Annotated in this window: 12 protein-coding genes and 1 riboswitch; of the genes, 5 read left to right on the top strand and 7 right to left on the bottom strand. The window is 53.9% G+C overall.

Going from position 1 to position 12,940, the window contains the following annotated elements; all coding sequences use genetic code 11:
- The first annotated feature begins 246 nt into the window (after positions 1–246).
- On the top strand, positions 247–1,374 hold the full coding sequence (locus tag E1162_RS15610; protein ID WP_155132997.1) for a site-specific DNA-methyltransferase: 1,128 nt from the start codon (positions 247–249) through the stop codon (positions 1,372–1,374).
- A 69-nt stretch (positions 1,375–1,443) separates the two neighbouring features.
- Here the strand turns inward: E1162_RS15610 and tyrS are convergent, their stop codons facing one another.
- The 7 genes from tyrS to E1162_RS15575 all read right to left on the bottom strand — a co-directional run bounded on the left by tyrS (position 1,444) and on the right by E1162_RS15575 (position 9,348).
- Positions 1,444–2,715, bottom strand: coding sequence for a tyrosine--tRNA ligase (tyrS, locus tag E1162_RS15605; protein WP_155132994.1), 1,272 nt, complete (start codon positions 2,713–2,715; stop codon positions 1,444–1,446).
- A 251-nt stretch (positions 2,716–2,966) separates the two neighbouring features.
- Entirely contained in the window at positions 2,967–3,623 is a 657-nt protein-coding gene (locus E1162_RS15600; protein WP_155132991.1) for an HAD family hydrolase, read from the bottom strand.
- 133 nt (positions 3,624–3,756) lie between these two features.
- Positions 3,757–5,349, bottom strand: coding sequence for an aminomethyl-transferring glycine dehydrogenase subunit GcvPB (gene gcvPB / locus E1162_RS15595; protein ID WP_155132988.1), 1,593 nt, complete (start codon positions 5,347–5,349; stop codon positions 3,757–3,759).
- Positions 5,346–6,695, bottom strand: a complete 1,350-nt coding sequence (gcvPA, locus tag E1162_RS15590; protein WP_155132985.1) for an aminomethyl-transferring glycine dehydrogenase subunit GcvPA — start codon at positions 6,693–6,695, stop codon at positions 5,346–5,348. The genes gcvPB and gcvPA overlap by 4 nt, the downstream gene beginning before the upstream one ends.
- An 85-nt stretch (positions 6,696–6,780) precedes the next feature.
- Positions 6,781–7,152, bottom strand: a complete 372-nt coding sequence (gene gcvH, locus E1162_RS15585) for a glycine cleavage system protein GcvH (protein WP_155132982.1) — start codon at positions 7,150–7,152, stop codon at positions 6,781–6,783.
- A gap of 36 nt (positions 7,153–7,188) precedes the next feature.
- Positions 7,189–8,337, bottom strand: coding sequence for a glycine cleavage system aminomethyltransferase GcvT (gene gcvT / locus E1162_RS15580; RefSeq protein ID WP_155132979.1), 1,149 nt, complete (start codon positions 8,335–8,337; stop codon positions 7,189–7,191).
- A gap of 178 nt (positions 8,338–8,515) precedes the next feature.
- A riboswitch (glycine riboswitch) is annotated at positions 8,516–8,609 on the bottom strand.
- Between the two features lie 121 nt (positions 8,610–8,730).
- Entirely contained in the window at positions 8,731–9,348 is a 618-nt protein-coding gene (locus E1162_RS15575) for a hypothetical protein (protein ID WP_155132976.1), read from the bottom strand.
- Positions 9,349–9,588: 240 nt separating this feature from the next.
- On the opposite strand from E1162_RS15575, the gene ispH reads away from it, so the two are divergent.
- From ispH to E1162_RS15555, 4 genes are read left to right on the top strand one after another with little or no spacing between them, the layout of a single operon-like run.
- Positions 9,589–10,548: a 4-hydroxy-3-methylbut-2-enyl diphosphate reductase gene (ispH, locus tag E1162_RS15570; RefSeq protein WP_257099045.1), complete on the top strand. Its 960-nt coding sequence runs from the start codon at positions 9,589–9,591 to the stop codon at positions 10,546–10,548.
- A 3-nt stretch (positions 10,549–10,551) separates the two neighbouring features.
- Entirely contained in the window at positions 10,552–11,517 is a 966-nt protein-coding gene (locus E1162_RS15565; protein WP_155132970.1) for a homoserine kinase, read from the top strand.
- Entirely contained in the window at positions 11,514–11,990 is a 477-nt protein-coding gene (gene rnhA / locus E1162_RS15560; RefSeq protein ID WP_155132967.1) for a ribonuclease HI, read from the top strand. Before E1162_RS15565 ends, rnhA begins: the two co-directional genes overlap by 4 nt.
- The gene (locus tag E1162_RS15555; RefSeq protein ID WP_155132964.1) at positions 11,983–12,918 is read left to right on the top strand and encodes a diacylglycerol/lipid kinase family protein; all 936 of its coding nucleotides are present in this window, start codon (positions 11,983–11,985) and stop codon (positions 12,916–12,918) included. The genes rnhA and E1162_RS15555 overlap by 8 nt, the downstream gene beginning before the upstream one ends.
- Positions 12,919–12,940: the final 22 nt, after the last annotated feature.

Here is a 12,940-nt window from a genome sequence, read left to right as displayed (position 1 = left end):
CAGAGTCCGGCGAAAATTTTTTCTTTTTACAATTCTTACCCACTCACCAATCCGGTTAACCCTCTGTCAATGACTGACCAAGGGAAACCTTGGGGCAAATATTAATTGCCGTTAACATTGGTTTAAATTTCACAGTGCGTAAATAAACTATTGATTCTAAAAGAATAAAACCTTCACGCCATTAACATTCAATTTACCATATCCGGTAACCATAAGCCTCGAATTTGCGTGAGGTAATGCGTCGCAATGAGAGTACAGCGTAACGGGGTGTCCGCTGTGGCACCCCACATTTTCACTAAGCCTCAATGGCTTGACACAATTATCAAGGGTGATTGCGTAGCTGCGTTGAACAAGCTACCTGCAAACTCCGTAGACTTGGTATTTGCGGACCCGCCGTACAATCTGCAGCTCGGTGGGGACCTGCATCGTCCAGATCATTCCAAAGTGGATGCCTGTGACGATCACTGGGACCAGTTCGCCAGCTTTGAAGCCTATGATGCGTTTACACGTGCTTGGCTAACTGCTGTGCGCCGTGTCTTGAAACCGAATGGTTCCATCTGGGTGATTGGCTCCTATCACAACATCTTCCGTGTTGGCGCGATCCTTCAGGATCTCGGCTACTGGATCAATAACGATGTTGTGTGGCTTAAGACCAATCCGATGCCTAACTTCCGCGGCAAACGTTTTACGAATGCGCATGAGACCCTTATCTGGGCCACGCCTTCTCGTGAATCCAAGCCAACCTTCAATTATGACGCCATGAAGACGTTTAACGACGACCTTCAGATGCGCTCTGACTGGGTATTGCCTTTGTGCACCGGCCATGAGCGTTTGAAGGACGACAACGGCGACAAGGTCCACCCGACCCAGAAGCCGGAAAGCCTGCTTTACCGCGTGCTTTTGTCTACGTCCAACAAGGGCGATGTCATTCTTGATCCATTTTTTGGAACCGGAACCACCGGTGCCGTTGCCAAAAAGCTTGGCCGTCACTTTGTGGGCATCGAGCGGGAAGACACCTACATCAAAGCCGCTTCCGAGCGCATTGATCGGGTAACCCCTGCAAACGATGACGACCTGCAAATGACACAGGGCAAACGCGCCCTGCCTCGTGTTCCGTTTGGCAATTTGCTTGAAGCAGGCCTGCTTAAGCCGGGAGCCGAGCTACAGGATGCGAACGGTAAGTACAAAGCAACCGTTCGCGCTGATGGCTCTTTGATCTGCGGTGAGCACTCGGGCTCGATCCATAAGGTCGGTGCTTTGGTGCAAGGACAGCAAGCCTGTAACGGCTGGACCTATTGGCATGTAAAGCGCGGAAAGGCACTGGAACCAGTGGACTGCCTGCGCTCCATCATCCGATCGAATATGCCGCGTTAACTGCGGCCTATTTCCTGACCCTGACTACCCCGCTCCTTGGAGCGGGGTATTTTTTTGCATAATCACTAATTACTTAAAGGCGATCAAAGCCTTACGGCGTTTACCAACGGCAATAACGAGGCGATCACCAGCGCTGATATCGCCTTCGGAAATCGCACGGTCTTCTTCCATCACTAGCGTATTGTTGATACGCACTGCGCCAGAGCGTACCAACCGGCGCGCTTCGCTGTTGCTGTTTGCAAAGCCGGTATCAACCATCAACTCCAGCAGGCCGATACGTGTTGCCAAACGGGCGAGTGGCATAACGTGGGTTGGCTCGCTGCTTTCCACATTGCCAGCGAACAGCGCTTCACCCTGCTCCATCGCAGATTGGGCAGCATCGAGACCGTGCACAATGCCGGTAACCTGCGTTGCGAGAATTTTCTTGGCTTCGTTCATCTCGGCTCCCTTCAATTCCGCAAGACGATTAATCTCGGACAGCGGAAGATCGGTAAACAGCTTCATGAAGCGGGCAACGTCAGCGTCTGCGGTATTGCGCCAGAACTGCCAGAAGCCGAAGACCGTCAGACGGTCAGAGTTAAGCCAGACAGCGCCTTGTGCGGTCTTACCCATTTTACTGCCACCTGCGGTGGTGAGCAGTGGGAGTGTGAGGCCGAACAGCTGTTTACCAGCACGGCGACCAAGGTCTACACCGTTGACGATGTTGCCCCACTGGTCAGATCCGCCGATCTGGAGCGAACAGTCGAAGCGCTTGGACAGCTCAACGAAGTCAACCGCCTGAAGCATCATGTAGCAGAACTCTAGCACGGTCAGTGGCTGCTGGGCTTCCAAACGGGAGCGCACACTATCAAAGGTCAGCATACGGTTAACGGTAAAATTGCTACCGAAGTCGCGCAGGAACTCAAGAAAGCGGAATTCATCCAGCCATTCGGCGTTGTTGACGATACGGCCCTCGCCTTCGGAAAGGTCAAAGAGGCGCTCTACGGTTTTGCTGATGCCTGCAAGGTTGTGAGCAATCTGTGTATCGTCCAGCATCGGACGGCTCTCGGTTCTGAAGCTCGGGTCACCAATACGGGTGGTGCCACCGCCGACGAGAAGGATCGGTTTATGGCCGAGCTTCTGCATCCAGCGCATTGCCATTAGCGGCAGCAGATGGCCTACGTGCAGACTGTCTGCAGTGGCATCAAAACCAGCGTATGCTGTGATTGGACCTTCCACCATTTTGGCGTCCAGCGCCTCAAGGTCGGTGGTTTGGTGCATGAAGCCGCGATCAATCAGAAGCTGCAGAGCTTCGGATTTAGGACGGAACGCGTTGGTGGTGTTTACGACGGTCTGGTTCATCTTTTTACTCCCGCCGCCGCATCAGGAGCTAGAAAGAACAAAGCCGCCTGAGCGGCGGCTTTTTGTTCGTTTCTCTAAAAATCTTTTAAGAGCATACTGAAACACGTGCCGCCGATATGTGCGCCACGTAATAATATACAAAACTGGTGATGTTCAGGTTCTTGCTCATGGGCTCAGTGTATGCCGGAAAAAGAAAGCGAATGTCAAGCGACTTAAATATACGGGACAACCCTCACCCAACTCATTTCATTTTATTTCATTAAATCAATTATTTGACCCATATGAGAGAAAATTTTCTTTGGCTTTCCCTGCTCGATCATGTCGATGACACGCGGTGAAATGTGGCTTGCTCCGGTAAAACCGAAGACATCCATGCCCGCAGCTTTAGCGCCCTGAATGCCCGCTGGACTATCCTCAATCACCAGACACTTTTCCGGTGCTACACCCATTTTGGAGGCCGCATAGAGGAAGATATCAGGTGCAGGTTTACCCTTCTCCACTTCCACTGCAGAATAGATTTTACCCTCGAAATGATCCAGCAGTCCGGTAACGCCGAGAGACATTTGTAGGCGCTCCGGCGAGCTTCCTGACGCGATGCAAACGGGTACATCAAGTTGTGCCAGAACCTGCTTCACGCCTTCAATGGGCTTTAGCTCCCGAGTAAAGACATCGTTCAGGCGGGAAGCATAGTTGTCGAATGCAGGATGCTCTCGCAGGTCTCGGTTTATTTCCTGCTTGATGATCGCGAAGACATCTTCCTCACGCACTCCGATAAAGCGCTCGCATACTTCATCAGTCGTAATGGGATAGCCAGCTTCTGTATAAATCTCGGCGTCCAACTTACAGGCAATGTACTCGCTGTCGATCAAACAGCCGTCGCAATCCCAAATCACCAGTTCGTACGCCATAGATGCCTCCCTTTTTGCTCTGGCACCCTGCCATTTCATAGCGACCATAGCCAATAAACTTCTGTTTCGCTTGGAAACAAAAAAGCCCCCGCAGTTTTACCAGCGGAGGCTTTTGTAGTTACGCTTCAGCGTCCTATTCTGCTGGAACCAGTGGCTCCACTTGCGCAGGTGCAGGTGGTGTCCATTTCAGGATCGGCTTACGTGCGGCACTGGTTTCATCCAGACGGCGACGCGGAGCATGATACGGAGCACCAGCAAAGCGCTCGGTTTCACCGCTCTTGGCACTCATAACCAGATCACGCAGAGTTGCAACGAACAGATCGAGCGACGCGCGGCTTTCCGACTCTGTCGGCTCGATCAACATCGCACCATGCACCACCAGCGGGAAGTACATAGTCATCGGGTGGTAGCCCTCGTCGATCATCGCCTTTGCGAAGTCGAGTGTGGTTACCCCCGTTCCATCAAGGAAGGTGTCGTCGAACAGAACTTCGTGCATGCATGGCTTTTCGCCGTACGGCAGCGTCATGAGGTCCTGAAGGCCGACGCGGACATAGTTCGCGTTGAGAACCGCGTCTTCCGATGCCTGCTTAAGGCCATCGCTGCCGTGTGAGAGCATGTAGCTGAGCGCACGAACGAACATGCCCATCTGACCGTGGAACGCCGTCATGCGGCCGAACGGATCTTCACCCTCTACAAGCTGATCGCGGGTTTCGATCACTTCCAGCTCACTGCCATTCTTACGAATGAATGGCAGCGGCGCGAAAGGTGCCAAGCGATCAGAAAGCACAACCGGACCGGAACCTGGGCCACCGCCACCGTGTGGGGTGGAGAAGGTTTTGTGCAGGTTGATGTGCATGGCATCGATGCCAAGATCACCCGGACGGGCCTTACCGACGATAGCGTTGAAGTTAGCACCATCACAGTAGAAGTAAGCGCCAGCGTCATGGATCGCTTTTGCAATCTCAACAACCTGAGGCTCGAAGAGGCCGCAGGTGTTCGGGTTTGTCAGCATCAATGCCGCAACTTCACCCTTGTAGAGGTCCAGCTTTTCCTGAACAGCAGATACGTCCACTGTACCGTCTTCACGGGCAGGAATTGCAACTACCTTGTAGCCAAGAAGCGCTGCGGTTGCAGGGTTGGTGCCGTGCGCACTTTCTGGAACCAATACGATAGAGCGCGGCTCACCACGTGCTTCCAGTGCCTTCTTAATCGCCATCATGCCACACTGTTCACCATGCGCACCCGCTTTCGGGCTCATGGCAACAGCGCTTGTGCCTGTGGTTTCCATCAGCCAGCGAGCAAGCTCGTCGATAAGCTCGAAAGCACCAGCTGTCGTGGAGATCGGCTGAAGTGGGTGAATATCACCAAAGCCCGGCAGACGCGCCATCTTCTCATTGAGGCGCGGGTTATGCTTCATGGTGCAGGAGCCTAGCGGATAAAGGCCAGCATCAATTGCATAGTTGTTACGGGACAGGCGCACATAGTGGCGCATGGTCTCTGGCTCGGAAAGTCCGACGAGGCCGATTTCGCTCTTACGCTCATGCTTGCCAAGACGCGGCTGGAAGTCTTCGACCTCGTCCAGATCAACACCACAAATGTCAGTGCGGCCAATCTCGAAGATCAGCGGCTCTTCCATATCCAGCGCTTTATTGCCGGTGAAGGTTTTGTGGGCGGTTGCTGCTGCTTCGCCCGCAGAGGTTGGACGCCCTTGCGTGTTCATGCTCATGCCAGCACCTCCTTGAGCGCGCTTACAAATGCCGCGCGGTCTTCATCTGTGTTGACCTCAGTTGCCGCGACAACGATCAAGTCTTGAACGCCGTCTTTACCCGGCTCCAGACGAGAAACCGGAAGGCCGCCAAGGACGCCGTTTACAGCCAATGCTTCGATCACATCGTCAGCATTTGCGGGAACGCGGATGGTGAACTCGTTGAAGAAGCTGTCGTTCAGCACTTCCACGCCTTCAATACCCGCCAGCATGTCAGCCAGTTTGATTGCGTTTGTGTGGTTGATACGCGCCAGCTTTTTCAAGCCTGTCTCGCCCAGCAAGGTCATGTGAATGGAGAACGCCAGACAGCACAAACCGGAGTTGGTGCAGATGTTGGAGGTAGCTTTATCACGGCGGATGTGCTGCTCACGGGTGGAGAGCGTTAGTACGAAGCCACGCTTGCCTTCCGCATCCTTCGTCTCACCGCACACACGGCCCGGCATGTTGCGGACGTACTTCTGACGGGTAGCGAATAGGCCGACGTAAGGGCCGCCGAATGTCAACGGATTGCCAAGAGACTGGCCTTCACCAACGACGATATCAGCGCCCTGAGCACCCGGACTTTCTACAAGACCAAGGGAGATCACTTCGGTGAACACAGCGATCAACAGCGCTTTGTGTTCATGCGCTTTGTCTGCAATCGGCTTCAGATCAATAAGCTGACCGTAGAAGGAAGGCGACTGAACAACAACGCAAGACGTTTCATCGTCAATCTGCGCCAGAATATCCTCAGTGCCCATTGGATCAGCAGGCATGGAGACGACAGAGCCACCCGGCAACTGATGCGTAATGCCTTCAATCACCTCACGATACTGCGGGTGTAGACCACCGGAAAGGACAGCCTTTTTCTTCTTGGTAATGCGGTGCGCCATAAGCACAGCTTCCGCAGCACCGGTAGAGCCGTCATACATGGAGGCATTGGCGACTTCCATGCCAGTCAGGTTAGCTACCTGCGTCTGGAACTCGAACAACGCCTGCAAGGTGCCTTGCGTAATTTCTGGCTGATACGGGGTGTAGCTGGTCAGAAATTCAGAACGCTGGATCAGGTGATCAACTGTTGCTGGTACGTGATGCTTATAAGCACCGGCCCCAACGAAAAATGGAACTGAGCTGGCAGATACGTTTTTGGACGCCATACGAGAGAGGACGCGTTCCACTTCCATTTCGCTTTTGCGACGTGGCAGGTTTTCAAGGTCCTCGATCTGCATATTTGCAGGAATATCGGCAAACAGAGCGTCAATGCTATCAACGCCAACGCGTCCCAGCATGTCGGCCCGGTCGTTATTTGAAAGCGGAAGATACCGCATGTTCACTTCTCCGGTGTCTTGGGCTTGGGGCGATCCGCCGCCGCAAGGTCGCTGCGCGGCGGATTAACTTCGTCAAAAAAGGGCCTTAGAGGCTCTCAACGTAGGCTTTGTAGTCCGCTTCGTTCATCAGCTCTTCCAGCTGACCAGCGTTGGAGAGCTTCATTTTGAAGAACCATGCGCTGTTTTCAGGGTCTTCGTTGACCTTTGCTGGCTCACCTTCAAGGTCAGCGTTACCGTCAACGATTTCACCGTCTACAGGAGCGTATACTTCACTTGCCGCTTTCACGGATTCCACAACAGCGGCTTCATCGCCCTGCGCCAAGGCTTTGCCGGTTTCTGGCAGCTCTACGAATACAACGTCGCCTAGCTGGGACTGCGCGTATTCGGTAATGCCAACAGTTGCGACGTCACCCTCGACTTTCAACCATTCGTGGTCCTTGGTGAAATAAGTAGTCATGATCTATCCCCTCTTGGATCCTGCAAAATTTTGGAATTATTTCGGCTTGCGATAGTAGCGCTGCTCTACAAATGGCATGTCAGCGACAACCGCAGGCAATTCTTTGCCGCGTACCACGATGGAAAGCTGGGTGCCTGTCTTGCTGTAATCCAGCGGCACATAGCCCATAGCGATTGGCGCCTGCATGGTCGGCGCAAAACCGCCTGAGGTCACCACACCAATTGGCGTTGCTTCACCCGGCAGGCAAATCTGCGCACCTTCGCGGGCAGGTGCGCGGCCTTCAAGTTTCAAACCAATGCGAATTTTGGATGGCCCCTCAGCCAGCTCCTTCAGCACTCGCGCACCGCCCGGAAAGTCTCCAGCTTCACGGCGACGCTTTTGCATGCAGAAGGTGATGTTGGCTTCAACCGGCGAGTTGCTCTCGTCCATGTCGTGACCATAGAGGCACAGGCCCGCTTCAAGGCGAAGGCTATCGCGTGCGCCAAGACCGATCGGCTTCACACGTTCATCTGCAAGCAATGCACGAGCAATTGCATCGGCAGCGCCAGCGGGTACGGAAAGCTCGTAGCCGTCTTCTCCGGTGTAACCGGAACGGGATGCGTGGATGGTAATGCCGTCAAACTCAAGCGGCTGGGCAGACATAAAGCCCATCTCTGCGCACTCCGGCGCGTGGGCAGCAAGCACTTCTGCCGCCTTCGGCCCTTGTAGCGCAAGCAGTGCACGGTCCTCATAGGTTTCCAGTGCGATACCTTCCGGCAGTGCGCCACGGATAACCTCATAGTCCACGTCTTTGCGAGCTGCGTTTACAACGAGGAACAGGGTGCCATCTTGAGCTGGGTTTGCCGGACGGGAGACCATAAGGTCATCAATCACGCCGCCCTCAGCGTTGAGAAGAACGGTGTAGCGCTGCTTACCCGGCTTCAGTTCCTTCATGTTCGATGGAACGAGGCTTTCAAGGAATGCAGCGGTTGTTTCATGGTCAGGGCCGATAAGAGCCGCCTGCCCCATGTGGGATACGTCAAACAGGCCAGCAGCTTCACGAGTGTGCAGATGCTCTTTCATGATGCCGTCTTTGTATTGAACCGGCATGGAGTAGCCCGCAAACGGCACCATACGGGCGCCAAGCTCGACGTGAAGATCGTAAAGTGGGGTTTTTGCCAGATCAGTGGCGGCGGTATCAGCCATGTGGTCCTCCCGGAGTTGGTGCGCGAATCCTCACATCTCTTCCCTGAAAGAGATGATCGCGCCCCCTCTGTCCTGAGAACCTGAGAGATTCCCGCCCTTTCAACCGGTCTGTCCGGTTAGGCGGTTACTCCTTCGGTGAGCGGCCAGCTCAATGCAGCCGCTTCTTTCCAGAGTGCTGTGATACGACACGGTCCTTTTGCCTGAGAGTTTCCGGGGCGGTTGCTCCTTCGGCGACATCACCTATTGGCGACGTTCTCTCCCGTGCCATATTCGGGCTTGCAGCCACGTAAGGCTACAAAGGGTTGGGGTACAACATAAACCCCGACCCTTCTTTATTCCATAGAACCACGTAGATGGTTCACCGGATGAATCTTGCCCTAATTACCCGTTTTTTTACTTGTCGTCGAATCCAAATAAAACCTTTACGCGACGATCATTGGGTATAACTATGCCTTCCTCAACAACTGCCCAAGCGGCACTTGGGGAGCCCTCACCCAAAGTCACAGGCACTGTAACCAGTTTGGATGAAATAGGTTTTGGGTTATCGCCATCACGCGGAACCACGGCAATACGGATCGGCAAGAAAGCTTCTCCACCATTCCACTTTGGACCCGGCGTAATGCGACCTGCAACGCCGATATTCATGGAAATACCGTTTGCAGCAGTCACACAAGAAGCAGAAGAGTTGGTGGTGTTTGCCTGATAAAGAAGCTCGGCAGGGTCATCCTGCCCGCGGCGTGTGTACTTGGTTACCAGGTTGGTATCCGGTAGCTGCTCAACAGCTGGGCAGGAGATTGGAACGCCCGCTGGACCGCTGGTCGCCTGCTTGGCAACAGCAGCAAGTTCAGGGGTTGCCTGCTGTGGCTGCGCCGTTGTTTCCAACTCGGCATCATCTGAGCCCATCAAAGAAGACACAGAACCACAAGCTGCGATAGGCAGAGTTACTGCCAAAATTACCGCTCCATTTTTCATAGAGGAAAGGAGCATCTCCAAGCTACGGTTACCCACCATACGAATCTCATTGGTTTCCTTGAGTTTGCGCTGTTATAGCAAGGTCATAGGTCGTTGGCGAGCCAAGCGGCCCCATTGAGTTGACGTGGGGCGTTTTAGTGGTGGACCGTCTGCTACCCTTCCTCCCACAACGACCTAGCACCAATCAAAAACGTAGTGTCAACTTGACAGGCAGGCTCCTAACCTTTCAATAGGCATCTAAAGACGATGTTTGGATATGAAGGCAGGTCTGACTGTTCTATGGAACCTTTGAAAATCTACATTGCTGCGCCGCGCGGCTTTTGTGCCGGTGTTGATCGCGCCATTCAAATCGTAGAGCTGGCGCTCGAAAAATACGGTGCGCCTGTCTATGTGCGCCATGAAATCGTACACAATAAGTACGTTGTAGATTCGCTGCGCGCCAAAGGGGCTGTGTTTGTGGAAGAGTTGGACGAAATCCTGTCCGATGACCGTCCGGTGATCTTCTCTGCCCACGGCGTACCGAAATCCGTTCCTGAAGCTGCAACACAGCGCAATTTGTTCTATCTGGATGCGACTTGCCCGCTGGTCTCCAAAGTTCATAAGGAAGCAATTCTGCATGAAAAGCGCGGCCGCGAGATCCTCCTTATTGGTCACGCAGGTCACCCTGAAGTGGTTGGCACCATGGGCCAGTTGCCAGAAGGCACTGTGAACCTGATCGAGACTGTCGAGGATGCACGCACCTACACGCCAAAAAGCGACAAGACGCTTGCATGGATTTCGCAGACAACCCTATCTGTCGACGACACAAAGGCAATTGTTGCGGAGCTGACTGAACGCTTCCCTGATATTGTCGCGCCGCATAAGGACGATATCTGCTATGCGACGACGAACCGTCAGGAAGCTGTTAAAGCGATTGCCCCTAAGTGTGAGGCAGTCGTTGTAGTAGGTGCTCCGAACTCCTCCAACTCCAAGCGCCTTCGTGAAGTTGCACTGCGTTCGGGCGCATCCAAAGCGTTCTTGATCCAACGTGCAAGTGAGCTGAACTGGGATGAGCTTTCAGGCATCACAACGCTTGGCATTACAGCTGGTGCGTCTGCGCCAGAAGTTCTTGTCGAAGAAGTTGTTGACGCTTTCCGGTTGCGTTTTGATGTGACCCTCGAAACCGTTAGAACAGCCCACGAAGACATCGCCTTCAATCTTCCCCGCGAGCTTAGAACCGCTACCAGCGCTGCAGAGTAAATAATGGCCGTATATACCGAGGTTTCCGACGACGAGCTTTCCGCTTTCGTTGAACGCTATGACATTGGCAAGTTGCTTTCTTACAAAGGCATTGCCGAGGGTGTTGAGAACTCCAACTTCTTCGTTCACACAGAAGCTGGCAACTTCATTCTCACACTCTATGAAAAGCGCGTGAACCCTGCAGAACTGCCGTTCTTCCTCGGGTTGATGCAACATTTGGCTGCCTCTGGTCTTAACTGCCCTACTCCACTTATCGCTGACAATGGCGAGATGCTTGGCGAGCTTGCTGGCCGTCCTGCTGCGATGGTTACGTTCTTGGACGGTATGTCTGTGCGTAGACCAAAGCTGACCCATTGCACTGAATTGGGTAAGGGCCTTGCACGCATGCATCTGGCTGGCGCTGACTTTGCCATTAAGCGTAAGAACAGCCTTTCCGTTGATGGCTGGTCCCCACTTCTGGAAGCAAGCCGCGAACGCGCTCACGAAGTTAAAGCCGGTCTCTATGAGAACCTGCGCGAAGAGCTGGACGAGTTGGAGGCGACTTGGCCGCATGAGCTGCCTGCGGGCGTGATCCATGCAGACCTCTTCCCGGACAACGTGTTCTTCCTTGGTGAAAAGCTTTCCGGTCTGATCGACTTCTATTTCGCGTGCAACGACTTCTTTGCCTACGATGTGGCTATCTGCCTGAACGCGTGGTGCTTTGAAGATGATGGTGCGTTCAACGTTACCAAGGCCCGCGCCCTGTTGAACGGCTACCAGAGTGTACGTCCGTTCTCTCAGGAAGAGTTTGATGCACTGCCTCTGCTTTGCCGCGGCGCTGCCCTGCGCTTCTTGCTCACCCGCCTTTATGACTGGCTAAGCGTTCCTGAAGGCGCATTGGTTACGCCGAAAAACCCGCTTGAGTATCTTGCAAAATTGCGGTTCCATCGCGGGGTAACGAGCGCAACAGCATACGGTCTTGATCGATGAGCGATGAAAAACGCGTGCAGGCATGGACGGACGGAGCGTGCTCCGGTAACCCGGGCCCGGGTGGCTGGGGTGTTCTGCTGCGTTATGGCGAGCATGAGAAAGAACTATGCGGCGGCGAGCAGGAAACCACCAATAACCGGATGGAACTGACCGCTGCAATCAACGCTCTTGAGGCGCTGACCCGCAGAGTATCGCTCGATATCTATACCGACAGTACCTACGTGAAAAACGGCATTACCCAGTGGATGCATAACTGGAAACGGAAGGGTTGGCGCACAGCTTCCAACTCGCCGGTAAAGAATGCCGATCTTTGGCAAGCCCTTGATGAGGCAGCCAAGCGCCATGATGTAGCATGGCATTGGGTGAAGGGCCACGCTGGACACGAAGAAAACGAGCGCGCCGATGAGTTGGCTCGCCGCGGAATGAAGCCCTTCCAGCCCAATAAAAAAGAGCCTCTGCCGAACGATGGATAGCACCGTACAGTCTGCCGTTCTTTCTGATACGGCGACCCAACGATCTGCTGCACTAAAAGTTTTTGTGCTGGCAAACCCCACTGCCAGCCATTTCCGCCCCGATGACATCAAGCGATTTGTAAAAGAACTCGAACGCAATGATGTGGAGGTGGAAGTCAAGCTCACCCGCCGTGTTGGCGAAATAGCTGACACCTGCGCCTCTTCAGAACTCACCGCCGACGTTGTTGTTATTGCAGGTGGTGATGGATCGGTGAACGAGGCCGCCCAAGCGTTGCAAGAGCGCTCTTTAAAACCCGCTCTTGCTATCCTCCCCTTCGGTACTGCCAACGTCCTCGCCGCTGAAATCGGGCTGCCGAAAGAACCGGAAAAACTGGCAGAACTCATCCTCAAGAAAAGCGTTAGAAAGCTGACCCATTCCCTCGCGAATGGCAGGCCGTTTTATACTTGCGCCTCCGCAGGGTTTGACGCTGAAGTGGTGCATGTTCTGCCCTATCGGCTGAAACGTCAGCTTGGCAAGTTTGCGTTCTTTATCAAAGCGATCCATCTGGGTTTAACCCGCCGTTCCAGCCAGTTCCGCGTTCGTGTCAATAACTCTAGCCACGACTGCGCTATGGTTCTTGCCATTAAAGGCAAGTACTACGCTGGCAAGAACCTGATTACACCTGAGGGATCGGTTTTTGAGCGCGGTTATCATCTTGTCTTGATCAAGAAAGACAACCTCGGCTTCTTATGCAGCCTGTTGCTACGCCTATGGCTGCGCCGTTTCCACAGCGCGCCGGATGTCGAGATTATCAAGGCAGAGCAGGCCTATATTGAGTCTTACCGCTCTGCTGCCGTCCAGATTGATGGTGAGCCTTTTGGCGGCACGCCGCTTGTGCTGGAAAGCACCAGCTCTACCCTACCTGTAATTGCGCCGCGAGCAGACTAGCTACACGCGGCGGCAAAATCGT

Source organism: Pseudovibrio flavus (assembly GCF_009711345.1).
GTDB lineage: Bacteria > Pseudomonadota > Alphaproteobacteria > Rhizobiales > Stappiaceae > Pseudovibrio > Pseudovibrio flavus.
Note: the sequence above shows the minus strand (reverse complement) of the source record. Positions and strands in the feature narration are given on the sequence as shown.

What these genes read in the sequence shown, in the direction of transcription:
- gcvPB (WP_155132988.1), bottom strand. Translation starts at nt 5,349, where the DNA reads ATGAGCATGAACACGCAAGGGCGTCCAACCTCTGCGGGCGAAGCAGCA.
- E1162_RS15600 (WP_155132991.1), bottom strand. Translation starts at nt 3,623, where the DNA reads ATGGCGTACGAACTGGTGATTTGGGATTGCGACGGCTGTTTGATCGAC.
- gcvPA (WP_155132985.1), bottom strand. Translation starts at nt 6,695, where the DNA reads ATGCGGTATCTTCCGCTTTCAAATAACGACCGGGCCGACATGCTGGGA.
- gcvT (WP_155132979.1), bottom strand. Translation starts at nt 8,337, where the DNA reads ATGGCTGATACCGCCGCCACTGATCTGGCAAAAACCCCACTTTACGAT.
- rnhA (WP_155132967.1), top strand. Translation starts at nt 11,514, where the DNA reads ATGAGCGATGAAAAACGCGTGCAGGCATGGACGGACGGAGCGTGCTCC.
- E1162_RS15565 (WP_155132970.1), top strand. Translation starts at nt 10,552, where the DNA reads ATGGCCGTATATACCGAGGTTTCCGACGACGAGCTTTCCGCTTTCGTT.
- gcvH (WP_155132982.1), bottom strand. Translation starts at nt 7,152, where the DNA reads ATGACTACTTATTTCACCAAGGACCACGAATGGTTGAAAGTCGAGGGT.
- E1162_RS15575 (WP_155132976.1), bottom strand. Translation starts at nt 9,348, where the DNA reads ATGGTGGGTAACCGTAGCTTGGAGATGCTCCTTTCCTCTATGAAAAAT.
- ispH (WP_257099045.1), top strand. Translation starts at nt 9,589, where the DNA reads ATGGAACCTTTGAAAATCTACATTGCTGCGCCGCGCGGCTTTTGTGCC.
- tyrS (WP_155132994.1), bottom strand. Translation starts at nt 2,715, where the DNA reads ATGAACCAGACCGTCGTAAACACCACCAACGCGTTCCGTCCTAAATCC.
- E1162_RS15555 (WP_155132964.1), top strand. Translation starts at nt 11,983, where the DNA reads ATGGATAGCACCGTACAGTCTGCCGTTCTTTCTGATACGGCGACCCAA.
- E1162_RS15610 (WP_155132997.1), top strand. Translation starts at nt 247, where the DNA reads ATGAGAGTACAGCGTAACGGGGTGTCCGCTGTGGCACCCCACATTTTC.